This is a genomic window from Tenacibaculum sp. MAR_2010_89, assembly GCF_900105985.1.
Classification (GTDB): domain Bacteria; phylum Bacteroidota; class Bacteroidia; order Flavobacteriales; family Flavobacteriaceae; genus Polaribacter; species Polaribacter halocynthiae.
In genome coordinates, this window is the sequence record NZ_FNUB01000005.1 from 64,696 (window position 1) to 90,999 (window position 26,304).

A 26,304-nucleotide genomic window follows, 5' to 3' on the forward strand; every position below is an offset into this window, starting at 1 on the left:
TATTATGAAGAAAATAACACTGTTTTTTCTATTATTTATAAGCGTTAAGCTAATTTCTCAAACTGATTACAGTAATCAATGGGAGGATTTATTTTCATACACTAATGTAAAAGATTTTATAAAATCTGGAATATTAATTTATGCAGTAACTGACAATGCTGTATTTGTATATAATACTCAAACGAAAGAAATTAATAAAATATCTTCAGTTCAAGGATTATCAGGAGGAACTACCTCTACAATATATTATAATGAAACCTTTAAAAGACTAGTAGTAGGTTATGAAGATGGTTTACTACAAATAATTGACGAAAAAGGGAAAATCACAACATCTCCAGAAATAACAAATTTTAATCAAACAGGAGAAAAACGAATAAATCACATATACGAATACAACAACAAACTATACCTCTCTACTTCATTTGCTATTGTTGTATACGATATTGAAAACTTAGAATTTGGAGACACTTACTTTATTGGAGCTGGGTCATCTGATGAAAAAATAAATCAAATAGCCGTTTTTGACAATAGAATTTACGCTGCCACTTCAAGTGGAATTTACATTGCTAATGCCAATAACCCTAATTTAATTGACTTTAACAATTGGACATTAAGATTTCCTGGCAATTATACCAATATTACTGTATTTAACAACCAGCTATTGGCATCTAGAAATAATGAATTGATATTAGTACAAGGACCAACTATTTCTACCCTGAGAACTTTTAGTGAAGAAATTCAAGGTTTAAAAAGCTCAACAAGTAGTTTATCAGTAGCTCTAAAAACAAGTGCAGTAATTTTAGACAAAAGATTAACTCAAATTACACAAGTAAACCAAACTAGTAGTTTCAGTTTTAATTTACATGAAGCGTTAGAAGAAAATAATGATATTTATTTGGCAACTAATAAATATGGAATTTTAAAAACAACTACTACCTCGACAACTACCCTAGAAGAAATACATCCTAATGGACCATTATTAAATGATATTTTTTCAATTGAAGCCCACAACAACAATTTATGGGTTGTATACGGAGGATATGATGCTGCCTATACTCCATTACAAAAAAGAAATGGTTTTTCTCATTTTAATGGTAAAGACTGGCTAAATACGCCTTTCAACCCTAGTTTTCCTTTAGGTGATTTAACATCTATAAGCATTGACAAAACAAAAGATAACTCAGTATTTATTAGCTCTTATGGTGATATATCAGGAACTCAAATAAACACTCCTTTAACTGGAGGTTTGCTACATGTTGAGGATGACAATATAAAAACTTTCTTCAATCAACTAAATAGCCCTTTAGAAGACATAGAAAAAAGTTTACCAAATAGAGTTACCATAAGAATTGGTGGAACAGCATTTGACAATCAAGGAAATTTATGGGTTACTAACCTAGGAGCTTCAAAAAGATTAAAAAAACTATCCCAAACTGGGCAATGGACTAATTTTGATATTCAATCTATAGTTACCCTAAATAATAAGTTAGGAATGAATGAAGTTGTTATTGATAAAACCAATACCGTTTGGATAGGTACGCGTAGAAATGGTGTTTATGCTTTTAATGAAACTGGAGATAGAAAAAAAGCGCTAACTACTGAAGCTACTAAAGGAAGTTTACCAAATTTAAATGTACGTACAGTTGCTGTAGATAGAAATAACAGAATTTGGCTAGGAACTTTAACAGGCTTAGTTGTATTCACAAATGCTTCTGGAATTTTTGATAGCACTATAAATGATGCAGCTCCAATCATTATTTTAGATGAAGGTATTCCTAAAAAATTACTAGGTGATCAAACCATTAATTCTATTAAAGTTGATGGAGCAGATAATAAATGGTTTGGAACTGAAGCTGGAGGTGTTTTATACACAAACCCTAGTGGACAAAAAACTTTAGCCAAATTTAATAAAGACAACTCTCCTTTACCTTCAAATAAAATTATAAAAATTAGTGTAGATAACACTACAGGGAAAGTATATTTTGCTACAAACAAAGGTATGGTTGCTTATAACAGTAAGGTATCTCCTTTTGGTGAAGAATTAGGAGAAGTATATGCCTATCCTAATCCTGTATTAAAAAACCATGATATCGTAACCATTGATGGCCGTAACGGATCTCATTTACCTAAAGGTACTAATGTAAAAATCTTAGATGTTGCTGGAAATTTAGTATATGAAACAAATGTGGTAGAAGGACAACAATTAAAAGGAGGTAAAGTAACCTGGAATAAACGAAATTTAGCTGGAGTTAGAGTAGCCTCTGGAGTATATATTGTATTACTATCTACAGATGATAATTCAGAAACGTCTTCTACAAAAATTGCAATTATAAACTAATGTCAGTTATATCCACAAGAGCAATAGTTTTCAATACTATTAAATATGGAGATACCAGTTTAATTGTTAAATGTTTTACCCTTGAAGAAGGAGTCAAATCTTATATGATTAAAGGGGTTCTAAAATCTAAAAAAGGAAAATTAAAAGCTGCCTATTTCCAGCCATTAACCCAATTACAAATAGTAGCCAATCACAATAATAAAAACACCCTCAACTCAATTAAAGAAGCACAAGTTGTGTTTCCATATAATACTATACATACTTCTATCATAAAACAATCTATCATTTTATTCTTATCAGAAGTATTATCAAATATCGTACAAGAAGAAGAAAAAAACGACGCTTTATATACCTATATAGAAACTGCTATAATTTGGCTTGATACACATACTGATGTAGCTAATTTCCATCTACTTTTTTTACTTAACTTATCTAAATTTTTAGGATTTTACCCAGAAACATCTCAATCTAATAAAGAGGCCTTTAGCTTAACTGAAGGTAGTTTTACAGATAGTACTTATGAAAAATTAACACTTACTGGCAAAGAATTAACACTCTTTAAAAAACTATTAGGCATAAATTTTGATGCAATTAATAGTATATCTTTCAATAAAAACGAAAGACAAGCTATCCTTCGAATTATAATTCAATATTTTGAACTACATTTGGAAGGATTTAGAAAACCAAAATCATTAGATATTTTAGAAACTGTGTTTAGTTGATCATGAAGCAAGTAATAGTAGTACTTTTCTTAATAATAATCACCCCAATATTTTCACAAACATTAACCGTTATTGATGCCGAAACTGGTAAACCAATCGACGCTGTTGCTGTTTTTAATAAAGAAAAAACTAAATCGTCAATTAGTAATGAAGACGGTGTTCTAAATATTTCAAATTTTTCAAAAAATGAAATACTTGTTTTTTCACACGTAGCCTATGCTGAATACCAGGTAAAAAAAGCTACTTTAAAATTAAACAACTATCAAGTATATCTATCTAAAGAATCTGAACAGTTAGATGAAGTTGTTTTATCCGTTTTTAAAAACAGTGAAAAAACAAATAGAATTGCTGAGCAAATAGCAGTTATAACCTCTAAAGATATAGCTAAAGTTTCTCCTCAAACATCAGCTGATTTATTAGCCAATGTTCCTGGTATAAAAGTGCAAAAATCTCAATTCGGTGGTGGTAGCCCAGTATTAAGAGGAATGGAGAGTAATCGTGTATTATTAGTTGTAGATGGAGTACGAATGAATAATGCAATTTATAGAAAAGGACATTTACAAAACGCTATTACTGTTTCTCCTAATTTATTAGACAGAACCGAAGTTGTTTTTGGACCTTCATCAGTAATTTATGGTTCAGATGCCTTAGGTGGAGTTATTCATTACTATACCAAAACACCTAAACTATCAGATAAAAACCAAGTTAAAAACTCTTTATTTTCACGTTACAGCACAGTAAATCACGAAACAACAAATACTATATCTACTGAATTACAATTCAAAAATTGGGCATCTTTTACTAGTGTTTCACATAGTAATTTTGATGATTTGACCATGGGGCAAAATCGTTCTCACGGATTTAAAGACTGGGGAAAAGTTCCATTTTATTCCGATAATTTAAACGGAAACTATAGCGAAAACCCTATTGCAAATACTAATCAAAACTTACAAAAAAATACAGGATATAATCAAACAGATATCCTTCAAAAATTTTATGTTCCGTTATCAAAAAAAACTGATTTAAAATTAAACTTACAATATTCTACCTCATCTGATGTACCTCGCTTTGATAAGTTAATGGAATTAAAATCTGGAAACTTAAAATTTGCTGAATGGTATTATGGACCTCAACAACGTTTATTAATTTCTCCTCAACTAGAGATTAACCCAAATAAAAAATGGTTAAACAAAGGAGTTTTTACTCTTGCTTATCAAAATATAAAAGAAAGTAGAATCCAACGAAAATTTGGAAGCCTTGACAGATCTTATAGAGAAGAAACTGTAAATGTTTATAGTTTTAATGGAGACTTTACTGTTCCTTTGGCAAAACAACGCAATTTAGGATATGGGTTTGAGGTTGCCTATAACGATGTTGGATCTAACTCTTATGGTAAAACTTTAAATATAGTAAATGGAGAAATTAATGGCTTCAAGGGTGATTTTGGTGTACAATCTCGCTACGCTGATGGAGGAAGTAGCTATTTAAGTTCAGCTTTATATATTGATTATCGACAAGATGTTACAAGTAAATCTACCTTAAACACAGGAATTCGTTTAACAAACACTAATTTAACTGCAAAATGGGTAGACGAACAATTTATCAAATTACCTAATAATGATATTAGTGTAAATAATACAGCTTTAACTGCTACCATAGGTTATGTATATAAACCTAGCAAAACATGGCAATTAAACACTGTAATATCTTCTGGTTTTCGTTCACCAAACATTGATGATGTAGGAAAAGTAAGAGAAAAAAGTGGAAAAATAACTGTTCCTAATATTAATTTGAAACCTGAACACGCTTATAATGCAGAAATTGGTGTTCAAAAGTATTTTAACAATCGTAAATTTAGAATAGGGGCAAATGTGTATTATACCTTATTACGTAACTATATATACAGAGAAGCTTTTCAACTAAATGGAAAATCAACAATTCAGTTTGATGGAGAAGACGGTGATATTGTAGCCAATGTAAATAAAGGCAATGCTTATATAACTGGATTTACTGTAAGCTATCAAGGAAAACTTCACAACAACTGGAAAACTTCTGGATTTATAACGTATACAAAAGGAGAAAGCTACGACTTAAACGAGCCTATGTCTTCAATACCTCCTCTTTTTGGTAATTTCGAAATAAACTACACCAATAAGAAGTTTGAAGGTGGTGCTAACTTACGATTCAATGCTAAAAAAGACATTAAAGATTATAACATTAATGAAGGTATTGATAACCATAATCAAACACCTATAATAAATGCAAACGCTCAAGAAGATATTGATAAATATTATGGCACACCAAGCTGGATGACTATTGGCTTATATGGTAAATACACATTAAATTCAATTGCATCTATACAAGCAAGCATTAGCAACTTGTTTGATGAACATTATAAAGAATTCGCATCTGGTGTTTCTTCTCCTGGAAGAAACCTTTCAATAGCATTACAATTAAACTTATAAATTAAAAATGATAAACATATTTAAAATAGTTAGTTTTTTAGAAGGAATATCTTACATATTATTACTAGGACTAGGAATGTATTATAAATATTTTTTAGACGACCCAACGTATGTTAAAATGTTTGGTATGCCACATGGAGTATTGTTTATAGCATATATAATTTTAGCTATATTATTGAAATACAAATTAAAATGGAGCGGAGTAACTTTTGGTATTGTTTGCTTACTTTCTTTACTTCCTTTTGGAACTTTTTTTGTTGGTAAATATTTGAAAAACTAATTACCCTCCACTTACTGGAGGAATAATAGCTACCACATCATTCTCTTTTAAAACAAGAGAGTCATTTGCGTATTCTTCATTAACAGCTATTGCATAAGAACTTACACTAGCGATTTTAGGAAACTGCTTTAATATTATTTTTTTAAAGCTTTCAATAGAGGTTTCGTTAGGAATTTCTATCTCTATAGAAGAACTGCCCAATAAATCTCTAGCTATACCAAAACTAAGTAATTGAATTTTCATAAAACAAAAATACAAAATATCAATAGCGGACTATTTTTATAACTCGTATTTTTTCAAAATGCTTAACTCATTTTTAAAAAAGCAACCATTTTATCAGGAAAATCGGTAAAAGCACCATCAATATTTGCTTCATAAAACAATAATTGCATCATTTCTTCAAAAGAAGAGAATTCACTTAATTGATCGGCTCTAAAAGTATAAGGATGTACTTTTAACCCAAACTCATGTGCATCATTAACCAATGATGTAAATTTCCATTTTTCATTTTCTTTTACATCTAAGATCTGTTTATACCAAGGCCCAATTCCATCTGCATACTTTGCATAAGAATATAGTTTTTCTACCTCCTCTTCATTTTCTATAAGTTGTACTAAAAACAAATTAGACTGCAAGTCTATTCTAATACGCTCAAGTTCTCTAGCGTCAAAACATTGAAGAATGCACTTATCTTCCTTAGTTTTATACCCATAGTCAAAAAGAATATCTATAACTATTTTAGCTATATCTTTTTGATTTTCATAGTGAAATTCAGGGTTTTTAATTTCAGGATAAATCCCAATACTATTTCCTGTACTGTAATTCAACCCTTGAATTAATTCAATTTCTTGCTGAAAAGAATGAAGTTTAAAATTACTTTTCCCTTTTGGAAAACGTTTCGGGTAAAACTGCTTTCCACTTTTTGGATTAAAACGTTCTGTTACTTTTAAACATTGAAGCTCATCAAAAGTAAAATCAACAACATAATATCTGCCATCTTTCCGTTTTCTATTTGAATAAACAGAGGCTACATTAGTAACATCGTCTAAATAAATATCATGAATTACAATTGGAACATCATCTTTACTAAGTACTAAATCTTGCTCAATAAAATCAGGTTTCATAGCATAGGCCATAGCCTTAGCTTCCATAGTATGTTCTGGCAAATACCCTGAGGCTCCTCTATGCGCAATAACAAGTTTTGAATTCACTATTATAATTTATTAAAATTGCTGTGAAAAGATAGTGAGAATATCTGTTTGCAGCTTGATTTTTATTAAAAGCTATAATAACTCTTGCCAATAATCACTATAAAAGTTAGACGTTTCTAATAGTTTTTGATGGTTACCATTTATGCTAGTCTCTCCATTTTCTAATACATAAATAGTATCGGCATATTTTTTTAAAGTTTCTAAACGATGAGAAATAAATAGTATACCCATTTTATCTTTAAGTTGTGAAATTAATTCAATGCTAAATTTTTCTGTTTTTCTATCCATAGCTGCAGTAGCTTCATCTAAAATTAACAATTGAGGTTGTTTATATAAAACTCTTGCCAATGCTATGATTTGTTTTTGACCACCTGATAAATTAACCCCTTCTTCACCTAAAATAGTAGCATATCCTTGCGGAAAATATTTAATAAACTCTTCGAAACCATGCTCTTGACAAAACCGCATGACATCTTCAGGTTTATCTTCTTTTCCTAATAATATATTATCTAGCACATTTCCATTGAAAATAGTGATTTCTTGAGGCACAACACCTACTAAATCTCTCCAATAAGACACATTAATTTCTTTAAATGAAACTTTATTATTAATAGTTATTGTTCCACCTTCAAAGGAATAAAATTTTTGCAATATTTGGCCTAGAGTACTTTTACCACTTCCACTTTCACCAACAACCGCAGTAATTTTTCCTTTTTTAATAATTAAATCTAGATCTTTTAAAAGTTGACTTCTTCCTGCAAATCGAAATGATAAGTTCTTAATAGCTAACAAATCAAAGCTTTCAATTTCAATACCACCCTGTTCTTCCTTTTCAATTGAAGTAAATTCAAACATTCGATTGAATGCTATTTTTGCTTCATTAATAGGAATAGAAACTAAAGCTAAATTTGTTATAGAAGGCAGCAGAGAACCTGCAATACCCAATATTGCCATTAATTCACCTAATAGCATTTGCTTATGATAAACTTGGTATGACGTGTATGATAAAATCGACATTAAAAACAATACCCCAGCTATTCCTGCCAATAATGATAAACGTACATTTATTTTCCCTAAATCAGCAATTTTATTTTGTAAATTACCAAAAACCAGTTGATTTATTTTTTGAAAAAAAGATTGACGATTAAAGTTCTTTACAGTAGCAATACCTTGCATAGAACTAATATAATTACTTTCACTCAATGCGTAACTTTGCATTACCTCTTTTTGTGATTTAATAATTTTAGCATTAAACCTATAAATTATTAAAAAATAGATAGGCAAGCTTATCAAAGAAATAACACCTACCTGCCATGAATAAGAGAATAAAAAAACAAAAGACACCAAAACAACCAAGGCATCAATAACAAAATTACTAGCAATAAACTTAATTACTTTTTGCACCCTATTAGTATCGTTTAAACGTGCTACTAATTCTCCTATTTTACGAGTATCAAAAAAAGGTTTAGGTAAATGTAATAGCGATGTATAAAATGAATCTATAATTCGATTGTTGAAGTCTTTAGACTGACGTATTAATAAAACTTCACGCAAAGCAGTAAAACCCACTCGAACTAACAATAAAAAAGTTAGTAAACCAATACCAAAAAACAATTTTTTAGTATTTTGTGAAGGTAAAATATCATCTATCAATTTTTGTGAAAACACCGACATTGCCATTCCCAACAAAGCAATTCCAATACCCAATAGAATACTTATAAGCAACAATTGCCTATCTTCTTTTAATAGTTTTAAAAACCATTCTTTTTTTGATTTTTTGGTATCAATAGCTTTTACAAAGTTAGTGTTTGGACCTAGTGTTAAACAAGTTTTAGAAATCCATACTTTTTCTAATTCGTCTTTGGTATAGGTTAATATTCCTTTTCCAGGATCACCAATTATAAATTTATTGTTTTCAAAACCATAACATACTATATAGTGTTGTAGTTTGTTTTCTATTAAAACATGTAAAATAACAGGCTCTTTATGAACTATTAAAGCTTGAATATCTGCCTCGTTCCCTTGAGCTGTAAATCCAAGTTGGTTGGCAGTTTGATACAACCCTAACAAAGTAGTTCCTTGTTTAGTAGTACCGCTTAATTCACGTAATTTTTCTAATGAATTACTACCTCCATAATACTGTATTAGTGATAATAAGCAAGCCACTCCACAATCTGACTGGTCATGCTGTAAAACGTGCGTTTTTTGTAGCTTCTTTAAATTCATGTTTTTATTTTCTCTTCTCATTAATTTTAGCATTAAGTATAGTATACAATTTTTTACTATCTTCTTTTTTTTATAGCTGTGGTACTAAAAACCAACGTTTCATTTTTTTATAAAAAATTAATGATTTATCAGTTAATTCTACTTTAGTAAGTTCATGAAACCTTATTGACTTCCCCCTGTACGACTGAATTTTAAGTACCATACCTAAATTGTTATAGCTCACATAATTTTTATAGCGAAAATCTTTCAAAAAATAACCTAATTGAGTAAAATGAGCAAACACCATTAAAACAAAATTCAATGTGTAAAGAAACCAGCTAACTCAATTATCAAAATAATTATAGATATGATTTCCCTAAACAAAAACTAACTTATCATAGTGTGATAATAGATTATTTGTTACTATTTACAGGTAGTTTTTGGGTGAAAATTTTAACTAATTTAAAAGATTAAATAAAACTATTTTATTAATTCTAAAATAGCATTAACTTTTGTAACTCCTTTAAACTTTTTAAGCAACTCTCGGTTTGCATCGTATACTACAATGTAAGGAATTGAATTTACATCAAATAATTTTGAAAACTCACCTTTTACATCTTCTAAAAACGTTATATTTTCTTGATTATGTAGCTTGTAGTCTTGAGCAAATTTTTTTATCCCTTCTTTTTTTTCAAACGACACAAAAATTAACTGTGTATGCTTAAAATCTGCTAACCGCTGTTGTATTTTAGAAGCTTCTGACTGACAATAATCACAATCAGAGTTAAAATAAACAAAAACAATAGGTTTAGAAGCTAAACTATCCTGTGTAAATAGGGTATCTTCTATCGTTTTAAAACTAAAATCAGGAATAGTTTTAGTGCGCTCAGCTACCTCTTTTTTATAACTAAGTTTACTACTTATTTTATACCCTAAAAAACCAATAATACCAAGTAATACAATAGAAATACAAAGTTTCTTTTTCATTTTTTTTATATTTTTAAGCACAGCCCATTGCGAACTTTGGTGAAGTAATCTACTATTTCAAAAAAAACAACTATAAAAGTGTTTTAATGATTACTTTTTTAATATTGCTTATATAATTCGTTATTTTACACGATATAAAGATTACTTCAGTCATAACCTCCTTAGTAATAATAAATTTGTTTATAATTAAGGTTTTTAACAACGTAACAGCTTAACTCATATTTAATGTTAAAAACATTACTAAACCAATCCAAATTGTCAAACCTGTTCCATAACTTATAGCAGTAATTTCAAAGCTTTTCAAGTATTTGTTTTTTAATAACTTATACACCCCATACACCAATACAAAAAAGTACCCTATTTCAAATAAATTAATTGTTTGTAATGGGTATATTAACCAAGGTTCTATATTTTCAATATCTAAAAAACTAGTATAACTTAATGGATAATATTGTTGAATATCCTGCAAAGTATAATCTGTTTTAATGAATAAAAAGTAAACTATTTTAAAACCCCCTACTAATACTAAAACAAATTCACCTGTTAATGCTACATTAAATAACTTCTTATAACTTATTTTACTCTCCATATCATAAAAAAACACCCCTATATTCAAAGATAGAGCGACTAAAGAATTTCTTAACATGATAATTAAAGGTAAAATAACGAAAGGTAACCATTTCAATTTTTTTTGATTTTCTATTAAATTATATATTTCTTTATCAGACAATTTATCTGAATAAAAATCATAAACCAAAGTTTCAGTATCCAACAAAAAATTTGACATCATCGTGATTAGAGTATATAAAAATATTATCAGCACAATTTTTTTCAACATTTTCTTTTTTTTTAGCACTTAATTAAAAACACCTAAGAGGTATAAAACCCACTACCTCTTAGATGTATAATCTAAAAATATTAATGCTTTATTTTTTCATCTTTTTACTAATAAAAAACATAAGTAATATTATAATTACTGTGAATTTATCAAAAATTGAAAAATTGAAAAAAGTAATTTTAATGGTTATATAAACAACTAGTAATAGCAAAAAAACATTAATTTTCTTATTCATTATAATTAGTAATTTAACTTGTTAAAATACGCACAAAACCCCATCCAGCACAAAAACCATAAACGCCCGCTCCAACAGGATTTGTAAGCCCTAAAGCTAAAGTCAATAATCCACCAGCTGCAACTGCTGTACACGTTCCATCAACAACATCTCCCCAGTCACCTCCTTGAATAACTGATAATTCATTTAATTTTAATTCCTTCATAATATATTATTTTTTTAACCAAAAATTGAGTCCGCAACATTATAACCACAAGCCGTACCAGAGCCAATCATTATAGCTCCTCCAATAGCAGTTCCTATCCCAAGGGTACTAATAGATATAGCTGCTGCTGAAATTAGAGCAAGGGTACAAAAGTAACCAGCTGCTTTATCTCCTTCGCCTTGAATCATTTCCATTTGATTTAATTCTAAACTTTTCATATTAAATTGTTTTTAAAACAAACACTATTAAAACTAGTATAATTTTAATCATCTTAATAGTATTTGAAAGTGTTTATCTTTTTCTACGATTTTTTTTAGGTCACTCATAGCTTTATGACCATTTTTGCGCAAAAATATTTTCATCCCCATAGAAGGTTTTTCTTTTCAATATTAATTCTTATGAAGTATATAAACATAGACCTCAATCATAATTTTCTTTTTTCAAAAATAGATACTTTAAAATGAACATCGGTAAGTCAGCGACTTACTTTTAGTAGGTCATTGACTTACTTTTTATCTAATTATTAAGAAAAACTTAATGCATAACAAAATAAGTTTCAAAACAATTTAAAAACATCAATTTTCTACTCTTCAATTATAGTAAAAATGCTTAGCCCTGTAGTATTACAAAAGTGAATGATTTTGATGTATTTTTTTTAGGTCTATTATTCATAAAAATCAGTAAATTTGTAGGTACAAAAACTAACAAAACAAGCTGTAATTTTACTATAGCTTTATTAAATTCATACATCATGATGAAAACTATTCATTCTTATTGGGCATATATTGTATTAGCAGTATTAATTTATACAGTAGTAAACGCTATTATAGGAATAATCCAGAAAAAAGAATTTACACACAAAGAATTCCGTTTAGGTTTATTCACATTAATAACAACTCATATCCAATTAATTATAGGATTAGGCTGGTATTTTATGTCACCTTGGTTTAAAGCATTAAAATCTAACGGAGGAGAAGTTATGAAAGATTCTGGAGCAAGATTATTAGCAATTGAACATCCACTTACTATGATTATCGCTATTGTTTTAATTACAATGGGATGGTCAAAACATAAGAAACGCGTTAAAAGTGAAGCTAAATTTAAAAGTTTTGCTATTTTTTATGGTATCGCACTTTTACTTATATTATCAAGAATTCCATGGAGTAATTGGTTTTAAAACAAATAAATAGTCCCGCTTTCGCGGGATTTTTTATTTTTGCACTTTATAAAAATAAAACAATGAAATTTTTAAGCTACATACTATCATCTATTTTTGGGCTAGTATTCTTTTCTTTATTATTAATATTTCATCCTTTACAATGGTTAGGGCTTAAACTTTTTGGTCAAAACGGTCACCAAAAAGTAGTTGATATTATGAATTGGTTTTTAATAAAATCACTTTTATTACTAGGAATCAGAACTAAAGTTGAAAACAAACATGAACTACCAGAAAACACAAGTTTAATTTTTGTAGCGAATCATCAAAGTACTTTTGACATACCTCCAATTATATGGCATTTTAGAAAGCATTGGCCTAAATTTGTTGCAAAAAAAGAACTTGGAAAAGGAATACCAAGTATCTCTTTTAACTTAAAGCATGGAGGTGCGGCATTGATTGACAGAAAAGACGGAAAACAGGCTATTGTAGAATTAGCTAAATTTGCAAAACAAATAAATAAAAACAAATGGTCGGCAGTAATATTTCCTGAAGGTACAAGAAGTAAAACCGGGAAACCAAAAAGCTTTGCGCCTAACGGACTAAAAATGCTTACTAAATACAACAAAGAGTCGTACGTTGTACCTTTAACAATTAACAACTCGTGGAAGGTTTTTAAATATGGGAAATTCCCTTTAGGAATTGGAAGTCCTATTAAAATAACCACTCACAAACCAATAAAAGTAAGTAGCCTTCCGTTTGATGAATTATTAGAAAGTGTAGAAACGACTATTAAAGCATCAATTCAATAAGAACAAACAACAATAAAATAAATATAATGTCAATACAAAACATACGAAAAGAAGTAATGCAAACGCTGGAAAAAAACATTGACAGTTTTGTAGACAAATTTTTAGTACCTATAGAAAAGATTTGGCAGCCAACCGATTTTTTACCTAATTCACAAAAAGACACTTTTATTGATGAGGTTAAAGAAATTCAAGAGATTTCAAAAGAATTAGATGATGATTTTTGGGTTGTATTAGTAGGAGATACTATTACAGAAGAAGCTTTACCTACTTATGAATCTTGGTTACTTGATTTAGATGGTATAACGCAACAACCTGACAATGGATGGGCTAAATGGATACGTGCATGGACAGCTGAAGAAAATCGCCATGGAGATGTACTTAATAAATACCTATATTTATCAGGACGTGTAAATATGCGTGAAGTTGAAATCACGACACAGCACCTAATTTCTGACGGATTTGATATTGGTACAGCTACTGATCCTTATAAAAACTTTGTGTATACAAGTTTTCAAGAATTAGCTACCTACATTTCTCATTTAAACGTAGCTAAAATAGCTAAGAAAAAAGGGCATAAAGCTTTAGCTAAAATGTCAAAAATTATTGCTGGTGATGAAATGCGTCATCACTTAGCCTATTCTGAATTTGTAAAAGAAATTTTTAAAATAGATCCTAGTGAAATGATGTTAGCATTTCAACAAATGATGAAACATAAAATAGTAATGCCTGCTATGCACTTACGTGAATCATTTGGCACAAAAGGTAGTTTATTTGATGATTTCTCAACAGTAGCTCAACGTGTAGGAGTATACACAGGTTTTGACTATGTTGATATTTTAAAGAAGTTAAACACTACATGGGAAATTGATAAAATAACCAACTTAACACCTGAAGCAGAGAAAGCAAGAGATTATTTAATGAAGTTACCAGACAGAATGTATAGAATCACGGAACGTATTGTAGTGCCAGATACTAAATTCAATTTTAAATGGATGATTCCATCATAAAAACAAAAAGGTCAGAAGAAATTCTGACCTTTTTTTTATGTTTTTTTTAGTTTACAATCCTCTTATTACTTAATTTTTTGTTTACTTACTCATACACCTACAAGTTATAAAAACTAGCAGCTGACCTACGCTAACAAACTAGTACCATCAGATTTTTTTCTGAAAAATTAATCTATAAGATAGTTTTATAGCAAAAAAGCCATAACATATTACTGTTATGACTTTTTATTTTATTACTCTTACCGCTTACTCATATACGCCACTAGTTGCAAACTAGCGGCCAACATTTTTAGTTTTACTTAATTATACTAATTAATAAAACTTATTTTAGGAGAATTCTTATTCATAGCCTTTTATTTTTCTCTAAAATAATGAAATTAATTGGTAAGATAGTTTTATAGCAAAAAAGTCATAACAATAAAGTAATATGTTATGACTTTTTATTTTATTGACTTTATCATATACTCGTAACCTATTATAAAACAGAATAAACGAATATAAAACGTATACTTCTTATTATAAAACATGTTTTTCCTTATACAGAAACCATATTGTTTTCTTCCAATACTCCAACCTCTAACATACATGTTTTCATCATTTTATAAGTACGCTCAATATCGTTATCTAACCCAATAGAAAAACGAATTAAACCATCAGTCAATCCCATTTCTTCTTGTTCTTCTTCCGGTATTTCTGATGATGTTGATGTTCCTGGAGCAGAAAACAATGTTTTATAAAAACCTAAACTCACTGCTAAATATCCTAAATTACGCTCTTGCATTAATTCCATTAAAGCATTTGCTTTTTCTAATGATCCTGCATCAATAGTTAACATTCCACCAAAACCATACTCTTCATTCATCATTGACTTAAAAACCTCATGAGAAGGATGAGATTTTAATCCTGGATAAACAGTTTTTACTCCATCAGCTTCAAATCTACCAGCTAAAAAACTAGCATTTTTACTATGCTGTTTCATACGAATATGTAACGTCCTCATATTTTTTAAAATAGAAGCAGAGCGCAAAGAGTCCATTGAAGCTCCTAATAACATACTTGCTCCATCTATTACACTTTTTTGCGAGTTTACAAAATCAGAAGTACCACAAACAACACCACCCATAGTATCTGAAGAACCATTAATAAATTTTGTTAAACTATGAATTACTACATCAGCCCCTAATTGAACAGGTGAAATAGACAATGGTGAAAAAGTATTATCCACCACCAATTTTAAATTATATTTTTTAGCTAATGCTGACAGTGCTTTAAGGTCAGCCACCTCCAATAATGGGTTACTTACTGTTTCACAATAAATCACCTTGGTTTTATCATTTATAGATGCTTCAACAACATCTAACTTAGTGATATCAACAAAAGATGTTGAAATATTCATTCGAGGGGTGAAATTCTTTAAAAAAGCATACGTACCTCCATAAATAGTTCTACTAGATACTACATGATCACCAGCGCCACAAATCTGTAATATTGTCGCCGTAATTGCTCCCATTCCTGAACCTGCTACATTTGCAGTTTCTGTTCCCTCCATAGCTGCTAAAGCCTCTCCTAAATATAAATTTGAAGGTGAAGTATGTCGTGAATATAAATAACATCCATCGGTATTACCTTCAAAAGTATCAAACATTGTTTTTGCTTCTAAAAAAGTATACGTAGAAGAATCAGAAATAGAAGGGTTCACGCCTCCGAATTCTCCAAAATATTGTAGGTCTTGTATATTATTTGCTGGTTTAAAATTCATGTATAATTGTATTTAGTTGTTTTATTACCAAGCTAAATACCAGTTTTTTTGATAAAAAATCAATACTTTAGTAGTTATATAGATTTTTTTTCTGTTTTAATGTTTATTTTTAAATACCAGATTAAAAAAACACCTCTTTTAATATTAAAATTTAGATTTTTTTTCAGATGAAATTAGATATTATTGACAAAAAACTTTTAGCCCTACTACAAAAAGACAGCAAACAAACTAACAAAAGCTTATCATTACAACTTGGGCTATCAGTTACTGCTGTTTATGAACGAATAAAAAAACTTGAACGAGAAGACGTTATTACACAGTATGTAGCTATTGTTGACAAAAATAAAATAGACAAATCTTTATTAGTATTTTGTCATATAAAACTTGAAAAACACACTAAAGAATATATTGCCGAATTCGAAAAAGAAATCAATAAATTACAAGAAGTAACAGAATGCTTTCATTTAAGTGGAGAGTATGACTACCTTTTAAAAATTTACATTAAAAACATGGACTCTTACAGAGAATTTATGGTAAACAAAGTAACTGGCTTAAAACACATAGGGAGTACTCATAGTGTTTTTACAATAGGAGAAGTTAAAAACACCATTGCTATTGCTTTATAATTTTTAAAAAGGAAGCTTTATTACCTTTTTCTTTTTTGGCTTTTTTAAATATAAATATTTTTTATCATAATCTATAAAAGCCTTTCCACTTTCTAAAATATCAGCTCCTATAATACCATGCACCTCTTCAGCATCATGCTGAGTTAAAGCTGCGTTTACATGTGACAAATCAAAAAGTACTAGATCACACTTTTTAGTTTTCCAATCACCAATTTTAAGTAAATTATTTTCTGATTTTTGAGTCTCCATATCAGTAGCACCCGCACCGGCTGCTTTAATTTCACTTTCTTCAGAAATCAATTTAAAAAAACTAATTAAATCAAGTCCAACACATGAGTTTGACGCACCAGTATCTAAAATAAAACGCCCTTTAACTCCATTAATCGAAGCCTTTAACTCCAAATGATTCGTAACCATCTTCTTAAGCTTTATTTTAATATATTTCTTTTTCTTTAATACTTTTTTCAAACTTGCCATTTCTTGTACTTTTGCCTACGAATACAAAAATACGTCATTACAAGTAAATGTAATAATCTCATTTAAAATATTGATTTTTTCATGCTACTTGAGTACAACTAAAGAAAACAACTACAATGATTACTGATACTCACACCCATTTATATTCTGATCAATTTGATGAAGATAGAAACGAAATGATATTACGAGCAAAAGAAGCAGGAGTTTCTCGTTTTTTCATCCCAGCAATTGATAGCACTTACACTGAAAGAATGCTTGATTTAGAAAAAAAATATTCTGAAGATGTTTTTTTAATGATGGGATTACATCCTACATCTGTTAAAGAAAACTACAAAGACGAATTAGCACATGTAAAAGAATGGATTGACACTCGAGATTTTTGTGCAATTGGTGAAATAGGTATTGATTTATATTGGGACAAAACATTTTTAAAAGAGCAACAAAAGTCTTTTAAAACACAAATACAATGGGCTAAAGAAAAAAAACTTCCTATTGTAATACACTGTAGAGAAGCTTTCGATGAAATTTTCGAAGTATTAGAAAGCGAGAAAGGAGAAGGATTATTTGGAATTTTTCATTGCTTTACAGGAAATCTAGAGCAAGCAAAAAAAGCTATTTCTTACAATATGAAATTAGGTATTGGAGGAGTTGCTACTTTTAAAAATGGAAAAATTGATAAGTTTTTAAATCAAATAGACATAAAACATATAGTATTAGAAACTGATTCTCCATACTTAGCCCCAACTCCATATAGAGGTAAAAGAAATGAAAGTTCATTCATAACACAGGTAATTGATAAATTAGTTGATATTTACGGACTAACTTTCAACGAAATTTCCGAAATTACAACTCAGAATTCTAAAGATATTTTTAGCATTTAATTTATTCTTTTATGAAGAAAACATTCCTTTTTTATTTCTTTTCACTAACCATACTATTAAGTTTTGGGCAACAAAAACAATTTAGTTTACAAGATTTTCACACTTATAATATTGCTTTAGATAATAAAGTAAATGCTATATTTAAATCTCTAACCGATTCTGAAAGAGTCGTTCAAATGATTGTAACATCAGCAGGAGAACTTGGCAACTCTAACAAGGTTGTTAAAAAGCTAGTAAAACAAAATAAAGTTGGTGGTGTTATTTACCTAAAAGGAACGAAAAAGAATCATAAAAAATTAATCTCTGAACTAAATCAAATAGCTATTAAAAATAAGCAACTCCCTCTTTTACATAGTATGGATGCTGAACCTGGCTTATTGAAAGGTAGAATTAAAGGATCACAAAAACTTCCAAATGCTATCAAAATTAAAAACCCAAAACAATGTGATAGTGTTGTAAAAATTATTAACAAAGAATTACTTAATATTGGAGTTCGTCAAAATTTTGCTCCTGTTGTAGATATTAGCCCTAACAACGAAGCAATAAAAAGTAGAAGTTTTGGAAACGATAAAAATAAAGTTATTCAATTGAGTAAAACTTTTATTGAAACCTCACAAAAAGAACAAATAATTGCCACTGCTAAACATTTTCCAGGGCATGGATTAGTGAAAGGAGACACTCACAAACAATCAGTTTATATTGATGGAGAATTAAAAGAATTAGACATATACAAACCACTTATAAACGCTGGTGTTTTATCAATAATGGTAGCTCACATTACAGTAAAAAACAATACCAAATACACAACGAATGGTTTACCCGCTAGTTGCTCTAGGAATATTGTTACTGATTTACTGAAAAAGGAATTAAACTTTAAAGGCTTGATTGTAACCGATGCCATGAATATAATGAAAGCGGTAACCATTATAAAAGATGCTCCTTTACAAGCTGCTAAAGCTGGATGTGATATGATTTTAATGCCCATTAATGAAACTTCAACCAGAAATCAGATATTAAAAGAAATGCAAATTAATAAAGATTTCAAACAACAAGTATATCAATCTATAAAGAAAATTATTCGATTAAAAGTTTGTCTTGGCTTACTTTAAACAAGTGACTATTTTGAATTTAGAAACAATACATTATAAAACTCCTATAGGAATTGCAGAAATTATTGGAAATAAAGATGGCATACAGTCAGTTTCTGTAATAAACAACGACTTATTAACTTCACTAATTGCTGTTAGCTCTAACACATCGAAAACTCTACAAAATTGTGCTATTCAATTAGATGAATTTTTTAAAGGAGAACGCACTAAATTTGACTTAAAACTAAACCCACAAGGAACAATATTTCAACAAAAAGTTTGGAAAGAGTTATTAGAAATTCCTTTTGGAAAAACTAGATCTTACCTACAACAAACAAAACAAATTGGAGATGTAAAAGCTATTAGAGCGGTAGCTTCAGCAAATGGGAAAAACCCCATTTGGATTATTATTCCCTGCCATAGAGTTATAGGTTCTGACGGTTCTTTAACAGGATATGCTGGTGGTGTATGGCGAAAAAAATGGTTATTAGAACACGAAAGTGGTTGCAAGCAACAAACTCTTTTTTAAAACTACCTAACAAAAAAATTAATTTAAATTACGCTTTTCTATAAAAAATTTCTTTAATAAAAAACTACATTCTTCCTCTAATACTCCTGATATTACTTTTGTTTTTGGATGTATTTTAGTACCTAAAACACTAAACCCAAGTTTAGGTTCATTAGCTCCATAAACTATTTTCCCTATTTGCGTCCAATAACTAGCTCCCGCGCACATTTGACAAGGTTCTAACGTAACATACAATACACAATCTTTTAAATACTTACCACCTAAAAAATCTGCAGCAGCAGTAAAAGCTTGCATTTCTGCATGAGCAGTAACATCGTTTAATGTTTCTGTTAAATTATGACCTCTAGCTATTATTTGCTCTTTAAATACCACAACCGCACCAACTGGCACTTCTCCTTTATCAAAAGCAAATTCTGCCTCCTGTAAGGCTTTTCTCATAAAATAAACATCATCAAACGGATTCATTACAGCAGTTTTAAAACAGTATTAAACAAAAGTAACCAAAAATTAAATGAGCTAGCTCTATTCAAATTACTTATTTTTGTGAAAATTCTTAAGTTTGATATCTATTCATATTCCTGAAAATAAAAAAGTTTACTTTGCTTCTGATCAACATTTAGGAGCCCCAACACAAGAGGCAAGTTTTCCTCGTGAACAGAAATTTGTTAACTGGTTAAATCAAATTAAAGATGATGCTGAAGCTATTTTCTTATTAGGTGATTTATTTGACTTTTGGTTTGAATACAAAACTGTAGTACCTAAAGGGTTTGTTCGTGTTTTAGGTAAACTTGCAGAAATACGAGATAGCGGAATTCCTATTTATTTTTTTGTAGGAAACCATGACTTATGGATGCATGATTATTTTGAAAAAGAATTAAATATTCCTGTATATCACTCTCCTCAAAAGTTTATATTAAATAATAAAACTCTTTTAATTGGTCATGGAGATGGTTTAGGCCCGCATGACAAGGGATATAAAAGAATGAAGAAAGTATTTACTTTTCCTTTGTTTAAATGGATGTTTAAATGGTTACACCCTGATTTAGGAGTTCGATTAGGCCAATATATGTCTGTAAAAAACAAACTTATTTCTGGTGATGAAGATGCTAAATTTTTAGGAGAAGAAAATGAATGGTTAGTTCAATATTGTAAAAGAAAATTAGAAACTGCTCACTACGATTATTTTGTTTTTGGACATCGTCATCTTCCACTTGACATACAACTACAAGAAAACAGTAAATATATTAATCTTGGTGATTGGATACAATATTACACCTATGGTTCTTTTGAAAAAGACAAACTCACTCTTAAAAAGTATTAAACAAAAAAAACTGCCATTTCTGACAGCCTTTTCATAGTTTAATTCAAAAAAAAATATTAAAACTTAAATGTTAGTCCCGCTTTAAAAGAGGTACCGTTAAAACCAAACTGGTTAACTTCCCATGGATATCTAAATCTTCCTCCTAAATCGGTAACTGGATCCCCTTTCGGATCAATTTCATCTGGAAAAACATCAAATAAATTATTTACTTGTGCTCTGAAAGAAATCTTATCAGTAAAGTCATATGCTACTGATAAATCAGTAACTACCTTACCACCAAACGTCTGATCTTTAAAAGAATCAGAAGCATGCCTCCAAGTAACTTCTCCAAAATATGTATTATTTAAATTTGCTGTAAAATCTCCAATTTTATAATCTGCTCCAAATAAAAATTTCATATTTGGTCTAGCACTTGTAATTCTAGACTGCTCTTTTCTATTGAAAATTTTATTTTTATAGTTATTCAGTTTAGTTGGTGTTTTTACTTCTCCTTCTAAATTAGTTTTATTTACATTTAAACCTGCATTTAATCCTAATTTACCAGAAGCAAAATTTATATTTTTATGGCGCAATGTAAAGTCATACCCTTGAGTTATTGTACTAGCTGCATTAATAAAGAACTTAATACTTGTTACATTATTCGCAGTTAATATTTGCTGAACATCAGCATTTGGATTTCCATTATCGTCTGTACCGTTAATTTCACCAGTAAATAATACTCTATCATCAACTCTAACATTATAATAATCAAATGATATGGTAAAATCTCTTGATGCTTTAACTGTTAAACCTGCAGATATATTTTTTGAAGTTTCTGCAAATAATGAAGCAACTCCTAAATCTTTAATTACTGGACTCACATTGTTAAATGTACCTTGATTAGAAATAGTACCTCCAGAAACTAAAGTTTGAACATTACTCAAATACACTTGGTGTAAAGACGGTGCCCTAAAACCTGTACTATAAGACGCTCTTAAAACTCCAGCCTCACCTATTTTGTATCTTGAGTTTATTTTCCAAGAAGTATTTCCTCCAAAATCAGAATAGTTTTCATAACGTGCTGCTCCACCAATTAAAAAATTATCGTTAACATCCCAATCAAGCGTAGCATAAGCACCTACATTTACTCTTGTTTCATTCAAAGCATTCCCTGGCTGTAACCCTGGAAAAGACTGTGCTCCTCCATTTACATATGATTCTTGTTGTCCAGCAGTAACTTCAAAGCGTTCTTGACGACCTTCAACCCCTAAACCAATACTTACTTCTCCAAAAGATCTATTTACATCAAAATTACCAATTATATTACTAAATGCATAAGCACCAGCATCAAAGCTAGTAGGACTATTTCCTCCTAAACTAGGGTTTATTGTGTTCCCTATTGTATAATCAACAGAATTACCTCCATAGGTAGCACTCAAATCTGCATTAAAACCACCAAGTTTAAATCTACTACCTGCAGTAAATAAGATATCTTTTATATTAGTTTCAAAAGTAGGCTGAAAACCATTATAAGTTTGACCTGAAGGTGTTAACAACCCAAAATCATCAGTAATCCAATAAGGTGGTCTGTACAAAGCAAAACTTTTTCCTTTTCTTAAATTACCACCACCAAAAGCATATATAACTGTATCATCATTTAACGGATACTCTGCATTTATATATAAATCTCCTTTTTTCATCTCTGGTTGTCCAACAATCATTCCTAAACCAGGATTATCTTTAGTCCATTGATTATTTACACCAAATAAATCATCTTTTCCAGGTTGTCCTGCTCTATTAGTATAATCTTGATAACCAAAACCAAGAGTTGCATTTAGAAAACCTCCATTACCAAATGTAAGTGTATGATTTACATCTGCATCCATATTAAATCCATCACCTCTTGAAGTAACTCCTGAATTAATATTTACTTGTGTAAAATCTACATTTTTCTTTAATATTATATTTACAACACCCGCAACCGCATCAGATCCATACTGAGCAGAAGCTCCATCACGTAAAATTTCAACTCTTTCAATAGCTGCAGTTGGAATACTTTTCATGTCTGTTCCAACCTCACCTTTTCCTGGTGTATCATTTACATATACTAAGGCACTTTGATTTTTTCGCTTACCATTAACCAAAACTAACGTTCTACTTGGCCCTAACCCTCTTAAATCTGCAGGGTCAAAATGCGCAGTTGCATCTGAAATTGTTTGGTTAGTTGAGTTGTATGATGGTACAGTATAGGTTAACATTTGATCGATATTTGTTTGACCAGTAGCTTGTAATTCCCCTACAGAAATATTATCAATTGGCACAGCAGAATCTAGAATTGTTCTAGGCTTTGCTCTATTACCAGTTAAAACCACCTCGTCTAACACACCACTATCTTCTTTCATTACTATAGAAAGATTAGCAGCTCCATTTACATTTTTCTCAATAGTAGCATATCCCAATGAAGAAAACACAAGTACTGAAGGCACTTTATTTAATTGAATTGTGAATTCACCATTATCATTAGTACTAACTCCATTTGTAGTACCTTTTTCTATAACATCTATAAAAGGAATACCTTGTCCAGTTTCATCTGTTACCTTACCTTTTACAGTTTGTGCAATCATAGAAGAAAAGCACAATAATGTAAAAATAGTAATCAGTTTAGTTATTTGTCTCATAATCAACAGTTATTAAGTAATAATATTTTTAAGATAATTTTTTAACAAAATTAACCACTCATTAACAAAAGACTTAAATTTTAATTATATACTCTCTAAAAATCATAAAATTTTATTTTTTTACAATTTTTATCACTTTTTTAGGTTTAACCATACTTTAACAATTGTTAAATTCATAATATTGTAGTTTTGTTTCACAGAAAAGCTAATATAATTCAAACACATATGGATGTAGATGTACGAGTAATTAATGAAAAAATAGAGCAAGAGAGTGCTTTTGTAGATTTATTAACTACAGAAATGAATAAAGTAATTGTTGGTCAAAAAGACATGATTGAACGATTACTTATTGGTCTTTTAGGTAATGGACACATTTTATTAGAAGGTGTTCCTGGTTTAGCTAAAACACTTGCTATTAACACTCTTTCTAAAGCTGTTCAAGGTAGTTTTAGTCGTGTTCAGTTTACTCCTGACTTGCTTCCTGCTGATGTTGTAGGAACTATGATATACAATGTAAAAGAAAATGATTTCTCTATAAAGAAAGGACCAATTTTCGCCAACTTTGTATTAGCAGATGAAATTAACCGTGCTCCTGCAAAGGTGCAGTCTGCATTACTTGAAGCAATGCAAGAACGTCAAATTACAATTGGTGATGAGACTTTTAAACTTGACGAACCTTTTTTAGTAATGGCTACACAAAATCCAGTTGAGCAAGAAGGAACGTACCCTTTACCTGAAGCTCAAGTTGACCGTTTTATGCTTAAAACTGTAATTGATTATCCGAAATTACAAGACGAGCAATTAATTTTACGTCAAAACTTAAGCGGTAATTACGAAAAAGTAAATCCAGTTGTATCAATTGATCAAATAATTAAAGCTCGTAAAGTAGTAAACGAGGTTTATATGGATGAAAAGATTGAAAAATATATTTTAGATATCGTTTTTGCAACTAGATACCCAGAAAAATACAATTTAGAAAAAATACAACCATTAATTAGTTTTGGTTCTTCCCCTAGAGGTAGTATTGCACTAGCAAAAGCTGCCAAATGTTATGCTTTTATAAAAAGAAGAGGTTATGTTATACCTGAAGACGTTAGAGCTATTGCTTATGATGTGTTAAGACATAGAATAGGAATAACATACGAAGCTGAAGCTGAAAACGTTTCATCTATAGATATTATTAACACAATTATTAACGAAATTCAAGTTCCATAATTTCCCAATTATATTTTAGCTAACCATACTCTAGTAAGAAAAAATATTAACCCCCTTAAATTATAGCTAGAAATGACTTACAAATTAACAACGTACAAAACATTAACAGGAACAAAAGAAATTTTAGAATTAAAAAAGAGAAAAAGAACTGAAGCCATTGTTTACAAAGACAACAAACCTGCTTTTCATATAGACTGTTTTGATTTACAAACTGAATCAAATGTTATAATGAACAGTTTGGTACTTTGTCAGAAAAGAACCATTGGTGAGGTAGTTAAAGAAATTGCCAAAAAGAACAATGTAGATTTATCAATAAAAGAGGCTCCATTATTTTCAATTGAAAAATCATTTGAATTTAAAGAAGTAGAATTGCCTCCTTTACCTGAAAATTGGTTAAACTAATTAATGGATACAAAAGAGTTACTTAAAAAAGTTCGTAAAATAGAAATTAAGACACGTAGATTGTCTAATCATATTTTTGGAGGAGAATACCACTCAACCTTTAAGGGGCGTGGTATGACCTTCTCTGAAGTTAGACAATACCAATATGGTGATGATATTCGTGCTATTGATTGGAATGTTACTGCAAGGTACAACGAACCTTATATTAAAGTATTTGAAGAAGAACGAGAATTAACCATGATGTTAATGGTTGATATTTCTGGTTCTGAATTTTTTGGTACTAACCAACAATTTAAAAAAGACACAATTACTGAGATAGCAGCTACTCTTGCTTTCTCAGCTATTCAAAATAATGATAAAGTAGGCTTAATTTTATTTTCTGATCAAGTAGAATTATTTATTCCTCCTAAAAAAGGAAAAACTCATGTATTACGAATCATTAGAGAACTCATAGAGTTTGAACCCAAAAGCAAAGAAACTAGTATTGACGAGGCATTAAAGTTCTTATCGAACATTATGAAGAAAAAAGCTATTGTTTTTATGCTTTCTGACTTTTTAGATGAAGGGTACGAACGTACTCTTAAAATAGCTGGTAATAAACACGATGTTACTGGTATTAAAGTATATGACAAACATGATCAAGAAATTCCAAATCTTGGAATGGTACCAATGATGGATGCTGAAACTGGCAACATACAACTTGTTAATACAAGTTCTTCATCAGTTAGGTCTCTATACAAAGCTAATGCATTACGATTAGCTGATTATTTTAAAACTACATTTAGAAAAAGTGGCGCAGGTATTATAAATATTAGAGCTGATGAAAGCTATGTTAAAAAACTATTAGCCTATTTTAAACAAAAAGGATAATTGTCAAAAAATGACACT

General features: G+C 29.7%; 27 protein-coding genes. 15 read left to right on the forward strand and 12 right to left on the reverse strand.

What is annotated here, in order from left to right:
• The first annotated feature begins 4 nt into the window (after positions 1 to 4).
• Genes BLV71_RS03965 through BLV71_RS03980 form a run of 4 tightly spaced genes read left to right on the forward strand, consistent with a single transcriptional unit; the run spans position 5 to position 5,805 of the window.
• Positions 5 to 2,338, forward strand: coding sequence for a type IX secretion system anionic LPS delivery protein PorZ (locus tag BLV71_RS03965; protein ID WP_093869296.1), 2,334 nt, complete (start codon positions 5 to 7; stop codon positions 2,336 to 2,338).
• Positions 2,338 to 3,060: a DNA repair protein RecO gene (gene recO, locus BLV71_RS03970; RefSeq protein ID WP_093869297.1), complete on the forward strand. Its 723-nt coding sequence runs from the start codon at positions 2,338 to 2,340 to the stop codon at positions 3,058 to 3,060. Before BLV71_RS03965 ends, recO begins: the two co-directional genes overlap by 1 nt.
• Before the next feature lie 2 nt (positions 3,061 to 3,062).
• Complete coding sequence (locus BLV71_RS03975) at positions 3,063 to 5,525, forward strand: TonB-dependent receptor (protein ID WP_093869298.1); 2,463 nt, start codon at positions 3,063 to 3,065, stop codon at positions 5,523 to 5,525.
• Positions 5,526 to 5,532: 7 nt separating this feature from the next.
• Complete coding sequence (locus tag BLV71_RS03980; RefSeq protein ID WP_093869299.1) at positions 5,533 to 5,805, forward strand: DUF3817 domain-containing protein; 273 nt, start codon at positions 5,533 to 5,535, stop codon at positions 5,803 to 5,805.
• Here the strand turns inward: BLV71_RS03980 and BLV71_RS03985 are convergent, their stop codons facing one another.
• The 8 genes from BLV71_RS03985 to BLV71_RS18475 all read right to left on the reverse strand — a co-directional run bounded on the left by BLV71_RS03985 (position 5,806) and on the right by BLV71_RS18475 (position 11,674).
• Positions 5,806 to 6,048 carry a MoaD/ThiS family protein gene (locus BLV71_RS03985; protein WP_093869300.1) on the reverse strand — a complete coding sequence of 81 codons (243 nt, stop codon included), beginning with the start codon at positions 6,046 to 6,048 and terminating at the stop codon, positions 5,806 to 5,808.
• Between the two features lie 62 nt (positions 6,049 to 6,110).
• Complete coding sequence (glpQ, locus tag BLV71_RS03990; RefSeq protein WP_255405111.1) at positions 6,111 to 7,016, reverse strand: glycerophosphodiester phosphodiesterase; 906 nt, start codon at positions 7,014 to 7,016, stop codon at positions 6,111 to 6,113.
• Between the two features lie 72 nt (positions 7,017 to 7,088).
• Positions 7,089 to 9,263 carry a peptidase domain-containing ABC transporter gene (locus tag BLV71_RS03995; protein WP_255405112.1) on the reverse strand — a complete coding sequence of 725 codons (2,175 nt, stop codon included), beginning with the start codon at positions 9,261 to 9,263 and terminating at the stop codon, positions 7,089 to 7,091.
• Between the two features lie 49 nt (positions 9,264 to 9,312).
• Positions 9,313 to 9,444 carry a hypothetical protein gene (locus tag BLV71_RS18805; protein ID WP_255405113.1) on the reverse strand — a complete coding sequence of 44 codons (132 nt, stop codon included), beginning with the start codon at positions 9,442 to 9,444 and terminating at the stop codon, positions 9,313 to 9,315.
• A 257-nt stretch (positions 9,445 to 9,701) separates the two neighbouring features.
• The gene (locus BLV71_RS04005) at positions 9,702 to 10,208 is read right to left on the reverse strand and encodes a peroxiredoxin family protein (protein WP_093869303.1); all 507 of its coding nucleotides are present in this window, start codon (positions 10,206 to 10,208) and stop codon (positions 9,702 to 9,704) included.
• A 211-nt stretch (positions 10,209 to 10,419) separates the two neighbouring features.
• Complete coding sequence (locus BLV71_RS04010) at positions 10,420 to 10,998, reverse strand: hypothetical protein (protein WP_143032753.1); 579 nt, start codon at positions 10,996 to 10,998, stop codon at positions 10,420 to 10,422.
• Between the two features lie 296 nt (positions 10,999 to 11,294).
• Positions 11,295 to 11,486, reverse strand: coding sequence for a hypothetical protein (locus tag BLV71_RS04015; RefSeq protein ID WP_093869305.1), 192 nt, complete (start codon positions 11,484 to 11,486; stop codon positions 11,295 to 11,297).
• 14 nt (positions 11,487 to 11,500) lie between these two features.
• On the reverse strand, positions 11,501 to 11,674 hold the full coding sequence (locus BLV71_RS18475; RefSeq protein WP_176974347.1) for a hypothetical protein: 174 nt from the start codon (positions 11,672 to 11,674) through the stop codon (positions 11,501 to 11,503).
• 566 nt (positions 11,675 to 12,240) lie between these two features.
• On the opposite strand from BLV71_RS18475, the gene BLV71_RS04025 reads away from it, so the two are divergent.
• The 3 genes from BLV71_RS04025 to BLV71_RS04035 all read left to right on the forward strand — a co-directional run bounded on the left by BLV71_RS04025 (position 12,241) and on the right by BLV71_RS04035 (position 14,461).
• Entirely contained in the window at positions 12,241 to 12,663 is a 423-nt protein-coding gene (locus BLV71_RS04025; protein WP_093871952.1) for a hypothetical protein, read from the forward strand.
• A 62-nt stretch (positions 12,664 to 12,725) separates the two neighbouring features.
• Entirely contained in the window at positions 12,726 to 13,454 is a 729-nt protein-coding gene (locus BLV71_RS04030; protein ID WP_093871953.1) for a lysophospholipid acyltransferase family protein, read from the forward strand.
• A 26-nt stretch (positions 13,455 to 13,480) separates the two neighbouring features.
• Entirely contained in the window at positions 13,481 to 14,461 is a 981-nt protein-coding gene (locus BLV71_RS04035; RefSeq protein WP_093869307.1) for an acyl-ACP desaturase, read from the forward strand.
• 535 nt (positions 14,462 to 14,996) lie between these two features.
• Here BLV71_RS04035 and BLV71_RS04040 read toward each other — a convergent pair.
• Entirely contained in the window at positions 14,997 to 16,220 is a 1,224-nt protein-coding gene (locus BLV71_RS04040) for an aminotransferase class I/II-fold pyridoxal phosphate-dependent enzyme (RefSeq protein ID WP_093869308.1), read from the reverse strand.
• A gap of 167 nt (positions 16,221 to 16,387) precedes the next feature.
• Here BLV71_RS04040 and BLV71_RS04045 point away from each other — a divergent pair, with 167 nt between their 5' ends.
• Positions 16,388 to 16,846, forward strand: coding sequence for an Lrp/AsnC family transcriptional regulator (locus tag BLV71_RS04045; protein WP_093869309.1), 459 nt, complete (start codon positions 16,388 to 16,390; stop codon positions 16,844 to 16,846).
• 3 nt (positions 16,847 to 16,849) lie between these two features.
• On the opposite strand, the gene BLV71_RS04050 is transcribed toward BLV71_RS04045, so the two are convergent.
• The gene (locus BLV71_RS04050) at positions 16,850 to 17,323 is read right to left on the reverse strand and encodes a retropepsin-like aspartic protease (RefSeq protein ID WP_093869310.1); all 474 of its coding nucleotides are present in this window, start codon (positions 17,321 to 17,323) and stop codon (positions 16,850 to 16,852) included.
• 116 nt (positions 17,324 to 17,439) lie between these two features.
• Here BLV71_RS04050 and BLV71_RS04055 point away from each other — a divergent pair, with 116 nt between their 5' ends.
• From BLV71_RS04055 to BLV71_RS04065, 3 genes are read left to right on the forward strand one after another with little or no spacing between them, the layout of a single operon-like run.
• Entirely contained in the window at positions 17,440 to 18,204 is a 765-nt protein-coding gene (locus BLV71_RS04055) for a TatD family hydrolase (protein ID WP_093869311.1), read from the forward strand.
• Between the two features lie 11 nt (positions 18,205 to 18,215).
• Complete coding sequence (locus tag BLV71_RS04060) at positions 18,216 to 19,313, forward strand: glycoside hydrolase family 3 N-terminal domain-containing protein (RefSeq protein ID WP_093869312.1); 1,098 nt, start codon at positions 18,216 to 18,218, stop codon at positions 19,311 to 19,313.
• Positions 19,314 to 19,326: 13 nt separating this feature from the next.
• The gene (locus BLV71_RS04065) at positions 19,327 to 19,821 is read left to right on the forward strand and encodes a methylated-DNA--[protein]-cysteine S-methyltransferase (protein ID WP_093871954.1); all 495 of its coding nucleotides are present in this window, start codon (positions 19,327 to 19,329) and stop codon (positions 19,819 to 19,821) included.
• Positions 19,822 to 19,839: 18 nt separating this feature from the next.
• On the opposite strand, the gene BLV71_RS04070 is transcribed toward BLV71_RS04065, so the two are convergent.
• The gene (locus BLV71_RS04070) at positions 19,840 to 20,286 is read right to left on the reverse strand and encodes a nucleoside deaminase (protein WP_093869313.1); all 447 of its coding nucleotides are present in this window, start codon (positions 20,284 to 20,286) and stop codon (positions 19,840 to 19,842) included.
• A 103-nt stretch (positions 20,287 to 20,389) separates the two neighbouring features.
• Here BLV71_RS04070 and BLV71_RS04075 point away from each other — a divergent pair, with 103 nt between their 5' ends.
• Positions 20,390 to 21,142 (forward strand): UDP-2,3-diacylglucosamine diphosphatase, encoded by a 753-nt coding sequence (locus BLV71_RS04075; RefSeq protein WP_093871955.1) that lies wholly within the window; start codon positions 20,390 to 20,392, stop codon positions 21,140 to 21,142.
• Positions 21,143 to 21,198: 56 nt separating this feature from the next.
• Here the strand turns inward: BLV71_RS04075 and BLV71_RS04080 are convergent, their stop codons facing one another.
• Positions 21,199 to 23,799 carry a TonB-dependent receptor gene (locus BLV71_RS04080; protein WP_093869314.1) on the reverse strand — a complete coding sequence of 867 codons (2,601 nt, stop codon included), beginning with the start codon at positions 23,797 to 23,799 and terminating at the stop codon, positions 21,199 to 21,201.
• A 225-nt stretch (positions 23,800 to 24,024) separates the two neighbouring features.
• On the opposite strand from BLV71_RS04080, the gene BLV71_RS04085 reads away from it, so the two are divergent.
• From BLV71_RS04085 to BLV71_RS04095, 3 genes are all read left to right on the forward strand, one after another.
• Positions 24,025 to 25,014 carry an AAA family ATPase gene (locus BLV71_RS04085; protein ID WP_093869315.1) on the forward strand — a complete coding sequence of 330 codons (990 nt, stop codon included), beginning with the start codon at positions 24,025 to 24,027 and terminating at the stop codon, positions 25,012 to 25,014.
• 72 nt (positions 25,015 to 25,086) lie between these two features.
• On the forward strand, positions 25,087 to 25,416 hold the full coding sequence (locus BLV71_RS04090; RefSeq protein WP_093869316.1) for a hypothetical protein: 330 nt from the start codon (positions 25,087 to 25,089) through the stop codon (positions 25,414 to 25,416).
• 3 nt (positions 25,417 to 25,419) lie between these two features.
• Entirely contained in the window at positions 25,420 to 26,286 is an 867-nt protein-coding gene (locus tag BLV71_RS04095) for a DUF58 domain-containing protein (RefSeq protein ID WP_093869317.1), read from the forward strand.
• Positions 26,287 to 26,304 lie beyond the last annotated feature (18 nt).

What these genes read in the sequence shown, in the direction of transcription:
- BLV71_RS04055 (WP_093869311.1), top strand. Translation starts at nt 17,440, where the DNA reads ATGATTACTGATACTCACACCCATTTATATTCTGATCAATTTGATGAA.
- BLV71_RS04090 (WP_093869316.1), top strand. Translation starts at nt 25,087, where the DNA reads ATGACTTACAAATTAACAACGTACAAAACATTAACAGGAACAAAAGAA.
- BLV71_RS03965 (WP_093869296.1), top strand. Translation starts at nt 5, where the DNA reads ATGAAGAAAATAACACTGTTTTTTCTATTATTTATAAGCGTTAAGCTA.
- BLV71_RS04005 (WP_093869303.1), bottom strand. Translation starts at nt 10,208, where the DNA reads ATGAAAAAGAAACTTTGTATTTCTATTGTATTACTTGGTATTATTGGT.
- BLV71_RS03980 (WP_093869299.1), top strand. Translation starts at nt 5,533, where the DNA reads ATGATAAACATATTTAAAATAGTTAGTTTTTTAGAAGGAATATCTTAC.
- BLV71_RS04060 (WP_093869312.1), top strand. Translation starts at nt 18,216, where the DNA reads ATGAAGAAAACATTCCTTTTTTATTTCTTTTCACTAACCATACTATTA.
- recO (WP_093869297.1), top strand. Translation starts at nt 2,338, where the DNA reads ATGTCAGTTATATCCACAAGAGCAATAGTTTTCAATACTATTAAATAT.
- BLV71_RS04050 (WP_093869310.1), bottom strand. Translation starts at nt 17,323, where the DNA reads ATGGCAAGTTTGAAAAAAGTATTAAAGAAAAAGAAATATATTAAAATA.
- BLV71_RS04095 (WP_093869317.1), top strand. Translation starts at nt 25,420, where the DNA reads ATGGATACAAAAGAGTTACTTAAAAAAGTTCGTAAAATAGAAATTAAG.
- BLV71_RS04015 (WP_093869305.1), bottom strand. Translation starts at nt 11,486, where the DNA reads ATGAAGGAATTAAAATTAAATGAATTATCAGTTATTCAAGGAGGTGAC.
- BLV71_RS03985 (WP_093869300.1), bottom strand. Translation starts at nt 6,048, where the DNA reads ATGAAAATTCAATTACTTAGTTTTGGTATAGCTAGAGATTTATTGGGC.
- BLV71_RS04070 (WP_093869313.1), bottom strand. Translation starts at nt 20,286, where the DNA reads ATGAATCCGTTTGATGATGTTTATTTTATGAGAAAAGCCTTACAGGAG.
- BLV71_RS04085 (WP_093869315.1), top strand. Translation starts at nt 24,025, where the DNA reads ATGGATGTAGATGTACGAGTAATTAATGAAAAAATAGAGCAAGAGAGT.
- BLV71_RS04025 (WP_093871952.1), top strand. Translation starts at nt 12,241, where the DNA reads ATGAAAACTATTCATTCTTATTGGGCATATATTGTATTAGCAGTATTA.
- BLV71_RS03975 (WP_093869298.1), top strand. Translation starts at nt 3,063, where the DNA reads ATGAAGCAAGTAATAGTAGTACTTTTCTTAATAATAATCACCCCAATA.
- BLV71_RS04030 (WP_093871953.1), top strand. Translation starts at nt 12,726, where the DNA reads ATGAAATTTTTAAGCTACATACTATCATCTATTTTTGGGCTAGTATTC.
- BLV71_RS18475 (WP_176974347.1), bottom strand. Translation starts at nt 11,674, where the DNA reads ATGATTCAAGGCGAAGGAGATAAAGCAGCTGGTTACTTTTGTACCCTT.
- BLV71_RS04080 (WP_093869314.1), bottom strand. Translation starts at nt 23,799, where the DNA reads ATGAGACAAATAACTAAACTGATTACTATTTTTACATTATTGTGCTTT.
- BLV71_RS04040 (WP_093869308.1), bottom strand. Translation starts at nt 16,220, where the DNA reads ATGAATTTTAAACCAGCAAATAATATACAAGACCTACAATATTTTGGA.
- BLV71_RS04035 (WP_093869307.1), top strand. Translation starts at nt 13,481, where the DNA reads ATGTCAATACAAAACATACGAAAAGAAGTAATGCAAACGCTGGAAAAA.
- BLV71_RS04045 (WP_093869309.1), top strand. Translation starts at nt 16,388, where the DNA reads ATGAAATTAGATATTATTGACAAAAAACTTTTAGCCCTACTACAAAAA.
- BLV71_RS04010 (WP_143032753.1), bottom strand. Translation starts at nt 10,998, where the DNA reads ATGATGTCAAATTTTTTGTTGGATACTGAAACTTTGGTTTATGATTTT.
- BLV71_RS03995 (WP_255405112.1), bottom strand. Translation starts at nt 9,263, where the DNA reads ATGAGAAGAGAAAATAAAAACATGAATTTAAAGAAGCTACAAAAAACG.
- BLV71_RS18805 (WP_255405113.1), bottom strand. Translation starts at nt 9,444, where the DNA reads ATGGTACTTAAAATTCAGTCGTACAGGGGGAAGTCAATAAGGTTTCAT.